At 42.4% G+C, this 17236-nt stretch carries 16 protein-coding genes; 2 read left to right on the forward strand and 14 right to left on the reverse strand.

Features of this window, described 5'->3' with window-relative positions; genetic code table 11:
* Positions 1-86: 86 nt before the first annotated feature.
* Positions 87-875, forward strand: a complete 789-nt coding sequence (locus AC07M3_RS06110) for an AraC family transcriptional regulator (protein WP_494566835.1) — start codon at positions 87-89, stop codon at positions 873-875.
* Here the strand turns inward: AC07M3_RS06110 and AC07M3_RS06115 are convergent.
* Positions 842-2164 carry a glutaminase gene (locus AC07M3_RS06115; RefSeq protein ID WP_494566836.1) on the reverse strand — a complete coding sequence of 441 codons (1323 nt, stop codon included), beginning with the start codon at positions 2162-2164 and terminating at the stop codon, positions 842-844. The two genes, AC07M3_RS06110 and AC07M3_RS06115, sit on opposite strands and share 34 nt — an antisense overlap.
* 177 nt (positions 2165-2341) lie before the next feature.
* Entirely contained in the window at positions 2342-2824 is a 483-nt protein-coding gene (gene def, locus AC07M3_RS06120) for a peptide deformylase (protein WP_017391717.1), read from the reverse strand.
* Between the two features lie 239 nt (positions 2825-3063).
* Here def and AC07M3_RS06125 point away from each other — a divergent pair, with 239 nt between their 5' ends.
* Positions 3064-4362 carry an MFS transporter gene (locus AC07M3_RS06125; protein ID WP_494566837.1) on the forward strand — a complete coding sequence of 433 codons (1299 nt, stop codon included), beginning with the start codon at positions 3064-3066 and terminating at the stop codon, positions 4360-4362.
* A 62-nt stretch (positions 4363-4424) separates the two neighbouring features.
* On the opposite strand, the gene AC07M3_RS06130 is transcribed toward AC07M3_RS06125, so the two are convergent.
* The 12 genes from AC07M3_RS06130 to AC07M3_RS06185 all read right to left on the reverse strand — a co-directional run bounded on the left by AC07M3_RS06130 (position 4425) and on the right by AC07M3_RS06185 (position 17231).
* Positions 4425-5621 (reverse strand): putative porin, encoded by a 1197-nt coding sequence (locus AC07M3_RS06130; protein ID WP_494566838.1) that lies wholly within the window; start codon positions 5619-5621, stop codon positions 4425-4427.
* Positions 5622-5776: 155 nt separating this feature from the next.
* Entirely contained in the window at positions 5777-7417 is a 1641-nt protein-coding gene (locus AC07M3_RS06135; protein WP_494566839.1) for a thiamine pyrophosphate-binding protein, read from the reverse strand.
* A gap of 39 nt (positions 7418-7456) precedes the next feature.
* Positions 7457-8923, reverse strand: coding sequence for an aldehyde dehydrogenase (locus AC07M3_RS06140; protein ID WP_494566840.1), 1467 nt, complete (start codon positions 8921-8923; stop codon positions 7457-7459).
* Between the two features lie 13 nt (positions 8924-8936).
* Positions 8937-9728, reverse strand: coding sequence for an aspartate dehydrogenase (locus AC07M3_RS06145; protein WP_003653106.1), 792 nt, complete (start codon positions 9726-9728; stop codon positions 8937-8939).
* A 15-nt stretch (positions 9729-9743) separates the two neighbouring features.
* Positions 9744-10538, reverse strand: coding sequence for an SDR family oxidoreductase (locus tag AC07M3_RS06150; RefSeq protein WP_347018748.1), 795 nt, complete (start codon positions 10536-10538; stop codon positions 9744-9746).
* Between the two features lie 15 nt (positions 10539-10553).
* On the reverse strand, positions 10554-11378 hold the full coding sequence (locus tag AC07M3_RS06155) for an alpha/beta fold hydrolase (protein WP_427962646.1): 825 nt from the start codon (positions 11376-11378) through the stop codon (positions 10554-10556).
* Between the two features lie 36 nt (positions 11379-11414).
* A complete protein-coding gene (locus AC07M3_RS06160; protein WP_017391724.1) occupies positions 11415-11936 on the reverse strand; it encodes a cupin domain-containing protein in 522 nt (173 codons plus the stop codon).
* Positions 11937-11959: 23 nt separating this feature from the next.
* Positions 11960-13183, reverse strand: a complete 1224-nt coding sequence (locus AC07M3_RS06165; protein WP_494566841.1) for an MFS transporter — start codon at positions 13181-13183, stop codon at positions 11960-11962.
* Between the two features lie 42 nt (positions 13184-13225).
* The gene (locus AC07M3_RS06170) at positions 13226-14437 is read right to left on the reverse strand and encodes an NAD(P)/FAD-dependent oxidoreductase (RefSeq protein WP_494566842.1); all 1212 of its coding nucleotides are present in this window, start codon (positions 14435-14437) and stop codon (positions 13226-13228) included.
* 28 nt (positions 14438-14465) lie between these two features.
* Positions 14466-15395 (reverse strand): VOC family protein, encoded by a 930-nt coding sequence (locus AC07M3_RS06175; RefSeq protein WP_494566843.1) that lies wholly within the window; start codon positions 15393-15395, stop codon positions 14466-14468.
* A gap of 11 nt (positions 15396-15406) precedes the next feature.
* Complete coding sequence (locus tag AC07M3_RS06180) at positions 15407-16171, reverse strand: SDR family oxidoreductase (protein WP_494566844.1); 765 nt, start codon at positions 16169-16171, stop codon at positions 15407-15409.
* Positions 16164-17231, reverse strand: coding sequence for a Rieske 2Fe-2S domain-containing protein (locus AC07M3_RS06185; protein ID WP_494566845.1), 1068 nt, complete (start codon positions 17229-17231; stop codon positions 16164-16166). The genes AC07M3_RS06180 and AC07M3_RS06185 overlap by 8 nt, the downstream gene beginning before the upstream one ends.
* Between the last annotated feature and the right edge of the window lie 5 nt (positions 17232-17236).

Genomic DNA, 17236 nt, shown 5'->3' on the forward strand with positions numbered 1-17236 from the left:
TTTAAGTAAGGTGCTTATTGTAAATTGTCGCTTATAAAGTTATCTTCCAATAATCATCGTATAAGTGACAATTTTTAGGATAGATTATGTCCGATTCTCTTATTCAGTCTGATTTGTCTGAACTTGTGATTGGGCTATCTTCCGAGCATGCCTACCGAGAAATCACGCCGACTCATACGCATACCCGCGCTCAGTTTTTATATGCATCAACAGGAAACATTCAGGTGTTTACACCAAATAATGTCTGGATTGTGCCGCCCATGTGTGCGTTATGGATTCCTGCCCATGTCGAACATAGTGTCATTTCACTCAGTCACGTTAAGTTAAATACAGCATTGGTTGAAGTAAATGCAGCCGCTTTAATGGGGCAAGATTGCTTTATTATTCGAGTGAGCAACCTGTTGCATGAGCTTTTGATTCGTTTGAATGAAATTGAACAAGAGGAGACTCCAAATATTGTCACCTCTCAAGAGCTTTCCCGTTCTTTACAAATTTTGATTTTTGAAGAAATTCATCGGGCCAATTTGCTGCCTATCCAAATTCCGTGGCCAAAAGACAAACGATTATTAAAAATTTGCCAAGCGTTATTACACGCGCCTAATCACTCAAAAGATTTAACAGATTGGGCCGATGATATTGGTGCGAGCTCGAGAACTTTAATGCGTATGTTCCAAAAAGAAACTGGGTTGTCTTATCGAGCATGGGTACAGCAAATGCATATCGCACTTGCCTTGAGTAAAATCGCGAATGGTGAATCTATTGCTCAAATTTCCGAGTCACTGGGGTATACCAACCCCAGTGCATTCAGTGCGATGTTTAAACGACATCTCGGAAAAACACCTCAGCAATTTAGAAGTGCGGCAATGTCGTTATAAGTCTTTTTTTTTGCAGGTAGGTCATGCTTTTCGAGCAAATCATCGAAATCATGATAGACATGAAGTTCTCGATCTTTGCCGGTTCTCGCATGATCTAATCGCTGTTCAGGATCAACCAAAACGAGTGTATGACCATCATCAATCAGACGATCTACACCTTCTAAGAACATACGCTTACCCACCTCATGGATAAGTGAAATCTGGGTCAAATCAATCACGATTGTGCTTTGGTCCGTCGTCTCGTCTTGTAAAATACGCAACAACATTTCAGCTTCAGTAAATTTCAATACACCCCGAAGCACATACACACTTAATGATGCATCTTTTCCTGTGCGATAGTGGCTTTGTACAATGGTTTGTGCAGAAGGTGTACCTTCCATGAGATGTAATCCCATATCACGGGACAACCGCTCTAAAATATCGATTCCTCGAACACTATGACCATGTTCATCTAAGCGAGGAGAAAAAGCAGCAATACTGACCTGACCCGGCAGTACTCCTAATATACCGCCTGCTACACCACTTTTAGCTGGAATACCTACAGTTGAAAGCCAGTCACCTGCGGCATCATACATACCACAACTCATCATGACACTGAGTACTTGTCTCACTACAGATCGGTTCAACAGACGCTTTCCGGTTTTAGGGTCAACCCCACCATTGGCAAGCACACTGCCCATACGTACCAGATCTTTAACTGTAACCATGATTGCACATTGACGAATGTAACCATTCACAATATCGACAGGGTCAGTTTCCAAAATCCCTACAGTTCGCAACATATAACCGATCGAAAGATTACGATAGGCAGTTTTGACTTCCGAATCATAGACAGACTCATCAAAACTTAATTCGCGACCAGCAAGCTCGCTCATAAAACGGCGTAGAATTTCTGCACTATGTAGACCATGTTTAACTTGAATTAAAGAATGTGTCGTAATTGCGCCAGAGTTGATCATCGGGTTTTTCGGACGACCATCTTTACCCAATGAAATTTCATTGAAAGCTTCCCCTGAAGGCTCCACCCCTACTTTAGCGAGTACCGCATCAATGCCAAGCTGTTGTAAAACATAAGCATATACAAAAGGTTTAGAAATTGACTGTATGGTGAATTCAGTATCATCATCACCGATCGAATAAATTTCACCATCTACCGTAGACATTGCCAAAGCCAATCGGTCTGGATTTGCATTTGCCAACTCTGGAATATAGTCAGCTAGATGCCCGCTATTATCTACCTCACAGGCTTCTATCACATTTGCCAAATAATCTGGGAGAGGGGTTTTCATGGTCCGTAACCTTAAATGAGGAGATTTACGCTTTAGAGCAATTTTTCAGCACAACCTGCTGATAATATTAAAATTATACTTTTTGAATGAATTAAAAATCACGATATAAGTATTGTAATTCCGTTGACTTCTTTATTTCAAGCTCATTATACGTTTTTCAAAACTTTAAACAGAAGATTAGATTATTCTTTCTACAAATAACACTCCATTTAAATGATCGACTTCATGTTGAACAATACGAGCAGGAAAACCGTGAAAAATCGTTTCAACGACTTCACCCTGAAGTGTTGAATATTTAACCTTTACCATTTCTGCGCGTTCGACTTGTCCACGTTCATCTGGCACGCTTAAGCAGCCTTCTTCACCTAGGAGGGTTTCACTCGAAAACTCTAAAATTTCAGGATTCACCATCACCACCGCATCCATTTCAGGTGCGTCGGGATAGCGTGGGTTTGGTCGAGATGCCACAATAATGACTCGTTTAGAGATATAGACTTGAGGTGCAGCAATTCCTACACCATTGCGTTCAAGCATAGTGGCATGCATGGCGGCTGCAAGCCCATAAAGCCAATCACTGTTCAGCTCACTAGATGAGACAGGTGCAGCAATCAGTTTTAAAATGTCTTCACCGCGCTTAGCTACAGGTAAAACTACACTCATCCCTTGAATCTCTTATTAAACTAGTTATTACTGGTTTTATTGTGTCGCTGAACGGCTCAAAAGAAAAGCCATTCCTACATCTGTTTTTGTTTAATCTAAAGCGTTTTTAGTTTTAAACCATTTTGTCTTTTCTTGGTTAGCCCAATCTATAGTCATCTATAGCACAAATTTCCTCCATTTACTTTTACTTCACTTTTCCATTAATATCCAAGCTTCGATTACAACAATTAAGTAAAAAAATGGATCAGGACTTAACGTTGCAGGATGCGAACTATCTGAATAAAGAAGATAAACGAACCCTCGCCCTTTCTTCACTCGGTGGCGCTTTAGAGTTTTACGATTTTGTGATTTATGTGTTTTACGCCAAAATCATTTCTGACCTCTTTTTCCCCAGCACGCTTAGCCCTTTTTGGGCCATGCTCAATACTTACGGTATTTTTGCAGCAGGTTACTTTTTTAGGCCGTTAGGTGGAGTTGTGATGGCCCATTTTGGCGATCTAGTTGGGCGCAAAAAACTATTTTCGCTTTCTATTTTGCTGATGGCTCTGCCTACTCTGTTTATCGGGATATTGCCCACTTTTGAAAATATTGGTTATTTGGCACCGCTACTTTTATTGCTCATGCGTGTGGTACAAGGTATTGCGATTGGAGGTGAAATTCCTGCCGCGTGGACATTTGTGTCGGAACACGTTCCCGAAAGAAAAATTGGACTAGCAAATGGTTTATTAACTGCAGGACTGTCTTTAGGAATTTTACTAGGTGCGCTCATGTCACTATGGATTTCACTGAATTTTAGTGAGGGACAAATCCATGACTGGGCATGGCGTATTCCTTTTATTGCAGGTGGTATTTTTGGTCTAGTCGCACTTTATTTAAGGACGTATTTAAAAGAAACACCTGTGTTTAAAGCCATGCAGGCACGTAAAGAGATCTCAAAAGAAATGCCGGTTAAACAAGTATTAACGACCCATAAAACAGCCGTTGCTATTGGCATGTTATTTACGTGGTTTTTAACAGGCTGCGTGGTGGTGGTGATTTTAGCCATGCCAAATTTATTGATTGGTTCGTTTGGTTTTGAGCGTGCTCAGACTTTTGAAATGCAAAGTGCAGCCATTGTCATGCAAATGGTGGGTTGTATTTTGGCTGGTTATTTTGCTGACCGTTTTGGCTGTGGCAAAGTGATGATGGTAGGTGCGCTTGCCGTGGCACTCACAGCAGCAGTTTTTTATAACAGTTTAGGCCACGCCGCACATTCAACCATTTTTGGCTTATATATGTTGTTAGGTCTTTGCTCAGGTACTGTTGGTATGGTGTCGAGCAGCATGGTTAAAATGTTCCCTGCACCCGTTCGCTTCTCGGGCATTTCATTTTCTTATAATTTATCTTATGCAATTGTTGGCGGTATGACATTGCCTTTAGTCCATTGGCTTAGTCAATATAGTGATATCGGCGCGATGTATTATATTTTTGCGCTCACCATTTTGGCTTTTGTGACTGCATTTGTATTTTGGAATAAGTTTGAAAAAAATAGATATTAAAAGCTTTAACTTATGAAATAAAAAACCACGCCCATTGCGTGGTTTTTTTATGGCAGTTCACTTTAGAAAGTAAACCCAATATTAAAGTTAATTCGATATAGCCATTTATCACTGTTTGGCGAAGTGGCAGAGGTATACCCTGTTGAGTTGGTCGCTCCACCAATAATATTTGAGTTTTTACCCCACGTGTAATCTGCCCAAACCATAAATGGTGAAGCAATAAACATCATGCCTGTAGTGTTCATTTGTGAATCTGACCAATCATCACGTTTTTTATCGAGATAGCTATAGTCATTATAAAACTTAACAGCTTTTAGCTTGCCCATATTGGTCACAGGTAAAGTGTAGGCAAGGTTTAAACTGGCAATCGTTCCTTCCGAAGCGATGAAATAGGCAGGTGTAAAGCCGTTATTGCCCATTAAAGTCATATCACTATTTACACCGTCCGGATTTTTAGCATCGTATTGATAGTGAATGACTGAACTTTGTAAGTTAAAGCGCTTGTAGTTGTTGTCGGTATGCAAACCAACCGCATAATACTTGCCATCTTTATCGGTGACTTTATTATGTAACTGGGCAATCGCACCAGACACACCAATCTCTTGTTTACCAAAATCTGTTTCTAACTTGCGCACAATACGGGTATTAAACTGATTACGCTTTTCATTTTGATAGGCTTTTTGAGATGGAAAAGCATTTCCTGCTAAATCATCGTAAGTTGCACTTTCAGGCGAATAACGCAAATTAGTCTCTAGCATTTGCGGGTAATAACCAAGTTTTACATCCCAATCTTTATCGTGATAATTCCAGTTAAGCCCCGGTGCAATATTGTTGCCATAACCTAAAAAGAATGGAATGTGATAAGTCCAGCCATTTTGCGGATATGGATAAATGGTAAATGGCTTATAGACCAGACCTGCTTCAATGCTGTTGTTGGCATCAAGGTTATAGCCAACATATGCTTTTTCAATCGAGGTTTTCTGTTGGTCTTGAAACAAATAGCTGGCATTGATGTATGCATCATCAAACTTACCTTTTAGATCTACCCTGAAAATATCAAAATAGAGCTTACCAAAACCACGGTTTGGCCCTTCCCAATCTTCATAACGCTGATTTAACCGAACCACCCCACCTAACTTTAATGAGTCAGTTCCATCATCACTTTTCCATTCAAGTAATGAGTCTTTTGCAAACGCACTTGCACTCATCCCCATAGCGAGTGGTGCAATGAATGCCATGATCAATGAAGTCTTTTTCATCTCTACATCCTTGATTGAGTTCCAGCATCCTGCTGGAACTTTACTTGTTTTACCTGTAAAACTTCGTTTTTATTATTTTTTAGATAAAAAAATATATCTAAAAAAAGGATGGCTTAGCAGCTCCCATCGCATATGTACTAAACCATCCAAACTGGTTAATACAGTTTCTTTTGCGGTGGACCCGCAAAGTTTAATGGTCCAATCGAGTTCATATCGAGCTCAATTACCGTTGGTCCTTCAAATGCAACCGCCTCTTGAATGACAGTTTTAAACTCATCTGCACTACCGACTTTCCAGCTCTTCACACCCATAGATTCGCCAAGAAGTTTGTAGTCTGGTGTATGCAATTCATTGAAATACTGACGACCACCAAAGTAATTATTTTGAATGCCACGCATTACACCATAACCACCGTCATTCATAATCATTAAGACCATGTTAGTGTTTTCTTGCACCATGGTTGCAATCTCGCCAATGCCAAGCATTAAACCGCCATCGCCGACCAAACCAATCACTTTTTTGTCAGGGTTAGCAACCGAAGCACCGATTGCAGTTGCAAGACCTAAACCAATTGCACCCGCGAGTGAGTGAATGTTTTGGTTTGGCGCTTGTACAGGGAATAAGCGACTGCCCCATGTGCTACCTGACATGGTGATGTCACGTACAAAAATGCCGTCTTGAGGTAAAGCTGCACGCAAGTGATCACAAATTAAAGCGTATTGGTCGATTTGCTTACGCAGTGCATCAATTGCAGCTTGTTTTGCAGCAACTACAGCAGCATCATAATCGTCATCAACTTTTGAAGTACCTTGAAGCTGTTCCAACACACGTGTTAAGACATCTTTGGCATCACCACAAATGAAGTTGCGAATTTTGTAATTACGTTGTTGAGCCATTGGGTTAGCATCAACCTGAATAATGTTTTCAGGGAACTCAACCGAATAGGTTTTGGTTTCATTACTACGTAAACGAGAACCCAATACAACCATTAAGTCAGCATCTTTTAATAACTGCTCAACCGCTGCCGAGTTGTGGAATGCACCTAAACTACGTGGATGATCATCTGCCAATACACCGCGACCATGTGTAGATGACACAACTGGAATACCTAAATCTGCAATTGCTTTAACTTCAGCAACACTATTTAAAGTTCCACCACCAATCCAGAAAATTGGGCGTTTTGCTTTTTTGATTTCACTCACAAGAAGATCAATTTCAGCTTGATCCGCTTGTGGCAATTGCAATGCTTTAACTGGCCCAAGGTTAAGTGGCAAATCAATTTCTGCCGCTTGTACATCAATTGGCAACTCAACACTTACCGGCCCCATTGGAACAGTGGTTGCCACACGGATGGCTTCACGAATTACGCCCACTGCATTGTCGGGACTGGTAATACGAAATGCTGCTTTGCTTGACGCACGTAAAAACGTAAGTTGGTCTTTGGTTTCGTGGATGAAACTTGCATCACGGTCGAGATATTCACGCTCAACTTGACCTGTTAAATGCAATACAGGACTACCCGCATTCATTGCTTCAATCAGTGAACCCACCGCATTACCAGCGCCAGCCCCTGTACTGGTCAACGCTACACCCAAGCCTTTAAAGCGTGAATGTGCATCTGCCATGGTTACTGCGCCCGCTTCACCACGAGCAGCAACAAAACGCATTTTTTCACGGCGCCCTACTGCATCGGCAATAGGTAAATTGTGGATGGAAATAACACCATAAATACTGTCAACTTGGTGCGCTTCTAAAACTCTTGCGATTGCTTCGCCTACATTTACACGTTCAGTCATGTCTGTTCCTCAAAATTTGTTTTTCAATCCTTGAATCTATTATTCGCACCAAGGGTTAGGCTGTTCATTCAGCCCCATATAAATACTCTTTTGCTGCATATACGATAAAATGCCCAAACGGCCTTTTTCGCGCCCAATACCACTGTCTTTAAAGCCACCAAACGGCGCACTAATCGAGAACTTTTTGTAGGTATTAATCCACACTGTTCCCACTTCTAACACACGGGCAATACGCCAAGCTTTACGGTAGCTTTCAGTCCAGATGCCCGCTGCAAGGCCAAAACAACTGTCATTGGCTTGGGCAATTAAATCTTGCTCGTTGTCATATTTCATGACGACTAAAACAGGACCAAAAATTTCTTCCTGACAGGTTTGGGCACTATTATTTAAACCCGTAATGATGGTGGGTAAGTAATAGCTTCCTTTGGCATAGTCACCAGTGGTTAATGCTTCGCCACCAATCAGAACCTGACCACCTTCGCTTTTAGCAAGTTGCACATAGCGATCAACCGACTGCAAATGTTTATCATTTACAAGTGGTCCTAAATGCACACCAGCCTGTTCCGGATGGCCCACACGTAAGCCTTTGGTAATTTCAACCAGACGCGTTAAAAACTGATCGTAAAGACTGCTATGAATAAATAAGCGAGAACCTGCGATACACGCTTGACCTGCCGAACTAAAAATACCGTACGCTACGCCTTTGGCAGCGAGTTCCACATCAGCATCTGGCAGAACGATTGTTGGTGACTTACCACCTAACTCAAGCGAAGTGGTAATGAGTTTCTCCGCTGCAATATGAGCTAAATGACGGCCCGTGGTTGTTCCACCCGTAAAAGAGATTTTACGAACCAACGGATGTTGAGCAATTGCATCACCAATCACTGAACCCCGACCAACCAACACACTGAGTAAGCCTTTAGGTAAACCTGCTTCTTCAAAAATTTTGGCAAGTTCTAAAGCAATCAACGAAGTTGCTTCTGCTGGTTTTAACACCACTGCATTTCCGGCGGCTAAAGCTGGAGCAAGCTTTTGAACTTCACTCGCAATTGGAGAGTTCCAAGGTGTAATTGCTGCCACAACACCTACAGGTTCATGCACGCTCATGGTCATAAAGTCTGGAGCACGTTGAGTGGTTAACTCATCATTCAGTGTTTCACACGCCGCTGCAACATAACGTGCAGTCGCCGCAGCGCTCATCACCAAACCACGAGTCTCGGTCAAAGGCTTACCGTTATCGCGTGTTTGTAATTTTGCCAATTCATCGACACGCGCTTCGATAATGTCTGCAACTTTGTAAAGAATACGTGCACGCTCATGCGGCAAGCTGTTTCTCCAGTTGGGTTGACGCCAAGCTTGATCTGCCTTTTCAATCGCTTCATTCACATCTTCAAGCGTTGCAGTCGAAATTTCTGCATTGACAGACTGATCTGCCGGAAACAGGCTTTGGATGACCGCACCGCGGCCCAAACGCCATTCACCTGCAATATAAATTTCCTTTGCCATGATCAAATCCTTCTTAAATCTGTATTGCTTCTACACTGTTGCGACAAGCACGAATCACGCTAAGCGCAGCCAAAGTTGATGTTTTCGGGTTACTTGCTAACGGCACACCAACCAATTCAATGGTCATTTGCCCAAAGCCACCTTCTGCCACGATGGTGTGTTTGTTTTTGTTGATTGTTGGATCAACGGTTAACTCGACCATGGTTTCATCCATTCCAAGTCCAGCAAGTGCAATCGTTGCAGCGACGTTGGCATTTGCTGGAAATTTCATCGCAGCTTCACGAGCAGTTCCGGTAAAAAAGACCGTAGCTTCAGTCACATGGTCTAAATCGACCAATTGTTCTGCGTAACTCCCTTTCCAGCTTTTTGGGCTTTTACAGCCTTTGTAAGTGACTTTTTGCAAGCCCCCTTCTTTGGCTGCTGAAATACCGTCAATGCCAGCAATGGCACCTGCGAGTAAATGCAGATGGGCATTATTTTCTTCAGCTGTTTGTTTGAGCTGAATCAGAAAATCACTATCAGCCAAAGTTCCAACTGAAATCAGACCTATAGTCCAACCTTTAGCCAGAACCTTTTGAGCATGTTCTTTCACAGCTGCTTGACCTGCCACCTCAATGACATAATCTGGCGCACCATCACATTGCTCAATATCTGAGATCACCTGAATCTCTGAAGACACTTGTGATTGAACTTTTTCAACGCTACGAGACGGCACGACAATCCATTTCAGTTGCAAATCTTGAGGCAAGTGTGCATGCACTTCTGCTGCCATTGCGCCAAAACCAATCATCATCAACTTTTTCATGACAGCACCTGATATTTATAAATGTTTATTAAAACCACCTGAGACATCGAGTGCCGCACCTGTGGTGTACGATGCCAATGGAGATGCCAAGAAAACTAAAGCACGGGCTGGTTCTTCAGGACGGCCTAAACGCTGCATTGGAATTCCGCGGTTTTTAGCAATATTGCCTGTCCATTCTTCCCATGACTGGTTTAAGTCTGAGCGAGTTTCATAACGGCGTTTCCACTGCGCGGATTCGACCATTCCGAGTAAAATCGAGTTCACACGAACACCATACTGAGTAAACTCGTGGGCCAAAGAATGTGTCAGATTCAACAACGCAGCTCGTGCTGATGAAGTGGCAATCATGTGTGGCTCTGGTTGTAATGCCAGTAACGAGTTCACATTGGTAATCGATGCATTTGCAGAGTGTTTTAAATCTTCAAGAAAAGCCCGAACCGGATGTAAAACACTGAAATACTTCAGTTCAATTTCTTTCATCCAGTCTTCATCTTGCGTATTTTCAAAATTTGAAACGCGGCCTTGTCCAGCATTGTTAATGAGCATATCAACATTGCCCAAATTGAGTTTTACGTCTTTGGCAAATTGTTGAACTTCTTCTTTTTTCAACACATTACATGCTTTGGTGAAAATATTGGCATGCGGATATTTCTCTAAAATATAGAGTTTTGAAGTATTCAAACGCTCTTCATCGCGACCACACCAAGCTACTTTTGCACCCTCTGCAACCAGTATTTCAACAGCAGCCAGCCCAATCCCAGAGGAGCCACCCGTAACAACTGCAACTTTTCCTTCAACTTGGAAGCTCATAATCCTTAATCTCTCTTACGATTGTTCCTGAATCGTCAACATAATTTGGTTAAATGCTTGCGGTTGGTCGACATAACTTAGATGTCCTGCATCTTGGATGATGTAGTGCTGTTCCAACTGCAATTCCTGAGCAAGCTCTTGTATACCTAACGCAGGAGTGATTTGATCTTGCTGCCCTGCAATCACTGTGCATGGGACTTGTAAATCTGTTAAATAATTACGTATTTCGTCATATGCGAGTAAGTACGATGCATGTGTGAATCCCTGTAGGGTCAACTGTTGCATCACCTCTGAAACTAAAGCCAAGGCTTGTGGTTCTTGTTTATAAATCAAATGAGGCCCACGGCTTTCTGCCATACCTTTAGCGCCTAACTCTTTCAACATTTTTGGTCTTTTTTCAAAAACCTGAATTTGTGTTTGTTCATCTTGACGTTGATAGCCTTGAGCCAAATTGGCGATCACCAAATGCTCTACTCTCTCTGGGTAAAGTGCAGCAAATGCACTCGCCTGTAAGGCACCTAATGAGTGGCCAACAACAATTGCTTTTTCAATTTTTAAAACTTCAAACAGCGCTGCCAAACGCTTTGCATAGTCGGTAGCATTCGGCTGATCAGTTAAAAGTTCATCTGATTTGCCATAGCCCGGTGCGTCCCAGGCAATGACATGAAAATGATGAGACAGCACTTCAAGTTGGTTCACCCAAGAAGCAGAACCTGAACTAATGCCATGTAACAGCACGAGGTATTCGCCCTGACCGGCTTCTCGATATGCTTGTTGCTGGCCTTGCACAGTCACCGTTTTAACCGGAAATTCTGCTAACTTTTCAATGAGTGTCATCATTTTTATTCCTTTCCCTTAACTCACATCATCAAACGATTAACGTTTGATTTGAGACAATGGGTGCTCTGGTGGATAGTTTGGAATGGTTGGTTTACCTGTTCCTAACATTACGCACATCAAGGCATCTTCTTGACCTGGGTTAAATAGACCACGGTAGATTCCCGGTGGAATTGAAATCAGGTCACGCTCTTTTAAACGGGTTTCGAATTTTTCGCCGTTGTGTTCAATGAACAAGTCAATTTCACCGCGGAGCATAAAGAAAACTTCTTCAACATCGTGGTGAATGTGTAAAGGACCTTCACACTGTGGTGGCAACACCATGGTCGAAAACGTAAAGTTTTCTGCTGGTACAGTGTTACCGTCATTTGCAACACCTGTTGCGCCTGTACCCATATAACGCATTTGAGCACGGCGATATTTCGGGTCGTAATCGGCTTGGAACTTCAAAGCATCAAAGTCATATTTACGAGTTTCAAAGCGAGCAATACGCGTGTTTAACCAATCTTCTAAAGAAGAATTTTCTGGTTGTGCCCACGATTCGAATTGTTGTGTAGTCATTTTTTAAACTCCTATACAGTGAATTAATAACGTTTTAATAAAGGAACCAAGAAAAATGACCCGATGACAGCGACAGCAGCCAAGAAGGTAATTCCTAAATTAAAACTATGTGTTTGCATCACGATGTAACCGATAAGTACAGGTGCAATTGCACTTGCAAAATTACCCAAACCGTTAAATATTCCGCCCGCAGTCGCCCCTACATTTGAGGTCGTTACTTTTGCAAGAAGAGCAAATACAGCGGCCACTCCGAAACCCCAAGCCATCGCACTTAAAGACATCGCTGCAATAATCAATAATGGCTCGGTCATGATGACCATCACATACATGAAAATGCCTGCGAGTAATAAACCGCTAAATACTTGAATTGCACGGCGACCTAACTTGTCAGATAAAAATGCACCGATGATTTCGCCAATTAACATGGCAATGAATGGAAAGCTTGAATACATCCCAAATTCTTTGAGGTTGAAGCCTTTGTCTTGCATTAAGTAAGAAGGAACCCAACTGTTTAAGCCCCACAAATAAGTCATCAATGCAATGTTGAAGAGACAAACCAGCCAGAACGCTCTATTGCTCAAAAGTATTTTGGTATTGGCAATATGGCCTTTGAAATTGGTACGCTTGCTCTCGCCCTCAATTTCGACGGTTTTCTTGAGTTGCAAATTACGCAAACCGAAAACAATGCTGAAAATAGCGATTAGCGTTAACCCAGCCATCACAAAAAAAGTGGTATGCCAGTCATGGTGTGCTAAAACATTTGCCGTGATTGGGAACCCAAGGAATGCACCAATCGGTGTTCCAAGTAAGAACATGGTTGAAGCACGGGCTTGCTGACGGTCTGTATAAGTCTGCTTTACAATGGTATAAGCCAAGGCAAACAACGGACCTTCTGCCAAACCTAACAGCACACGTAAAATCAACATGCCTGAATAACTTGTGGTGAACCCCATGCAAAACATGAGTAAACCCCATGAAGTTACACTCCAAAACAGCATTTTCTTCGGGTTAAAAATGTCGCCCAAAAAGCTTAGAAAAACTGATGAAAAACCATAAGCAAGTAAGAAACTTGTCATGAGCCATCCCAGCTTGGCCTTATTTTCAGCAATTCCCATTGCACTTTGGAAATGAGGATCTGAAAATAAAACCGCAATACTAATCTTGTCAAAAAATGCCAGTACCACACACACCATAAGGACAAAAGCAGGTACCCAATGCTTTAATCCACTTTTTTCTTCATTACTCATGTGTCATTCCTTCGATTTGGTAATGAGAACCAGATTTAATGTTTACGGTTTTAACTTCATGACATTAAATTCAGAATCTGCTAACAGTTTTGGATCTAAAACAGTGTTGGCTTGCATCCAACGTTTTGCCAGTTTGACCAGTTTAGAATCATTAATGGCAATCATGTTCAGCAAACGATTTTCATGGTCCAGATATAAATAACTCACCTGATCTTCACCACCTTGGCGAATCACTAACTCTTTCGTTTTTTCAGGTTGATACGTACCTAATATCTGGATATTAAAGTGGTATTGATCAGACCAGAGCCAAGGAATATCGGTATATTCAGTTTCAATACCGAGCATCGACTTCGCTGCGGCAATTGCCTGATTTTGTGCATTTGCCCAAGACTGAATGCAATAGCCCAAACCCGGATGAATCGCGACATCGCCTGCGGCATAAATGTGTTGATCTGAAGTTTGTCCAAAGCAGTTCACCACAATGCCATCTTTCACATCGAGGCCAGCATGTACACCTAACTCTTTAGCAATCTCAGCACCTGCGCCGACCACCACACAGTCAAACAACTGACTATTTTGTGGATGATTCACCACTTCAACTTTCTGATGAGGCGCTTCAACCAAGTGAAGGCTCTTGCTGTCTAAATGAATTTTTGTGCCTTGGGTTTCATGCATATTTTTTAAAAATGCAGAAACTTCCGGACCCACGCTCCTTGCACATAAACGGTCACCATATTCAAAAATATGAACGTCTTTACCTTGTTTACGCGCAGTTGCCGCAATTTCAAGACCAATCCAGCCACCGCCAATCACAGCGACATTCTTTGCATGCTTTAAAATTTCGGCCAAGCGTTCACAGTCATGCACATTACGTAAGGTCACAACATTTGGAATGAACTGCCATGTATTGACTGGTACACGAGCACGGCTTCCAGTTGCAATCAGTAACTTGTCATACGGCAAAACCTGACCACTTTCTAAATGAACCTGTTTTTGTTCACGGTCGACTTTTGTCGCAATTTCCGGTTTGTGCCATTGAACGTTGAACTCTTGAACCTGTTCAGGAGAGAACAGATTCAAACTCTCATAAGTTGCTTCTTTTGAAAGTACTTGCTTAGACAGTGGCGGACGCTCATAAAACACTTGATCTTCATTTGAAACCACGTGAATTTCGCCCACATACCCATTTTGACGTAAGGTACTTACTGCCCAACCCGCTGCCTGTCCGGCACCTACAATTACGATCTTTTCCATAGCCATCTTCCTTGTAAAGCAATACCTGTTAAACAGGCTTCACCTGACGGCGGGTTGTATCATCAAGACCACCCTCAATCGCCCACTCGGTGAAAAGCTCTAGACGATGTTCTTCTACACGTGGCTGCCATTCTTCTGTCAAATAATCATCGTTGGTGTAATATTCAAATGCACCACCCAATGGTGAGTTGACGTACCAGAAATAAGCTGAAGAAATTGGGTGACGTCCCGGTCCAATAAAGGTTGACCACTCCGAACGATTCATATTTAAACCGCCCCCAATCACCTCATGGATATCACGTACGACAAAAGCAACATGATTTAGGCCAGCAGGTTTATTTGGAACACTGAGTAAGAATAAATCATGGTGATAACCTTTACCGCGGCAACGTAAGAATGCACCGCGATTTTTGTAGGCATCAGACAAATGAAAGCCTACTTTTTCAATATAGAAATTTTCAGTTGCTGCTAAATCTGGTGTAAAGAACACAACGTGCCCAATCGCAACAGGTTGACCCTTTTCATAGACCGGACTTGCCGCATTCACACGTTGAATATTGCCGTATTGGTTAATGCCTTCCGTTTTAAGTTCTTGAACATCTTTCACAAAACTTTGTTCAAAACGAATAGTCATGCCATTTGGGTCAAGGCACTGAACTGTATTTTCAGAACGCTTAAAACCATTTACATCAGCTAGACGGCCTGCCAAGTCTTCAAGGTCTTGAACATTATCAACACCCCACGTGACTTCGCGTAAAGTTGAACCTTGCTCAATCGCAGGTGGCAAACGGTCATCATCACAATTAAATAGATAAATCTTGCTACCGTTTTGAGTCTGATATAAATCGGTGCCTTCAATATCAGAAGCACTTTGGTTTAAACCAAAATCTGCTAAAAACTTGTTTGAAGCGGCTCTATCTTCAACTCCAAACTTTAAAATCTCGATCCCTGTAATCATTTGACTACTCCTTAGTTAAAGACAAAACCGCCATTGACCGGAATATTTTGACCTGTCACAAAAGAGGACAAATCCGACAGTAGATACAATGCTGTTCCATTTAAATCTTGTGGAAGTTGCTGACGCTGAATCGCTCTTCCGTTGACATATAAATCGTGACGTTCCTGCGGTACATATTCGGTTGCTTCAACCAAAGTCAGACCTGGAGACAATGTGTTGACGCAGATATTGAACTGCCCCAACTCTCTTGCCATTGAACGTGTCATGGCAAAAATTGCACCTTTACTTGCCACATAAGCCATCAGGTTCGGTGCACCCCATAAAGCAGTATCTGATGCAACATTCACAATCTTGCCCGCAGTCGACTGCTTTAAGTGTGGAACGCATGCCTTACTGATCAGCCATGTGCCTTTTACATTAATATTCATGACCCGATCCCAAAGTTCAGGATCATAATCAATCATATTTTTTCCACCGACATTGGTTGCAAGCGCCGCACAGTTCACAAGGCCATCTAGCCCTTTTAACAGCTCAACACTTTTTGCTACCGCATTTTCAATCGAGGTCGCATCGGCAAGGTCAACGGTGACCGCATGAACATGAAGTCCTTGTTTCTGTAACTCTTGTGCTTCTTGCTGAATTAGCTCAGACAAAATATCTGCCATTACAACCTCAGCACCAGCTTCAGCAATCGCTTGGGCGAAATCTCGCCCTAAACCACGTGCAGCACCAGTCACTAAAACTTTTTTGCCTTGCAGCAACGCTACATTAGCCATGAGCTTCTTCCTGCATCTCGATACGGTTTGATGCATTTAGTGCAGCAATTTTCTTTAATTGCTTTTCAGCTTCTTTCTTCATTAAACGGCGTAAACGTGCAAGACCCACATCGTGTTGATATAAGAATTCTCTTTCACGCGCATTTGGTGCAAGGTTTTCTAAAATAATGCGGTCTTGTTCCAACACATCCCAATGCAACTGTTCTAAGTGATTGCGATACAAGAAACGCCATACATTACGTTGCCAGCCACTTACCTTACGGCAGCGCCAGAAAAATACGCGGGTATTTTTGGCATCAATTGGCGTTGCATAACCTACAATCCAAAATTCGCCACCCGGACCAAATTGTTTACGGTACGGAATTGAAAGACGTAACCAACTTGCACCTGTCGAACCATATTCAACCCAGTCGAAGTTCACACCCGTTTGGCCTTCTTTTTCAAAAACAAAGCCATTATCTGTAGTACGGTGCTTCATCTCTGCTGTACGTTCACCGTCTGCCATAGAGTGTGAAGTACAGTGCAAATAGGTCCCGTGCATTGGGTCCATTACATTATCAATCGCATATTGATGGTTTACTTTCCAGTCGGCTTGGCAAAGGAACGCACTCCACTCTTCGCTTGCAAGTTGTTCTGGGAACTCAAGCGGTTTTGGCTGTTCATTTGCGTCGATACCAAACCAAATAAAAATTGCGCCATGCTGTTCACTCACTGGATAGCTTTTTAAGCATTTGGTTCCGGTCATTAGACATTCGTGAACGGCTGGTACATCTGCAACCACACCATCAGCACGAACTTCAACACCGTGATACCAACAAGCAACTCGATCACCTAAGTTCCAGCCTAATGAAAGACGAGCACCACGGTGCGGACAGCGGTCTTCAAGTGCGTGTACCTGACCTTCGGCATCACGCCAAACCACAATATTTTCACCCAAACGAGTAATTCCGACCGGATTGGCAGCCACTTCCCAACTTGCTAAAACCGGATGCCATTGATCACGTAAACCGAGTTCTAAATATTCTTCAGCGCTTTGTGAAGCTGATACGATTGCGTTCATTTTAT

The organism is Acinetobacter sp. GW821-FHT09D10 (assembly GCF_059416285.1).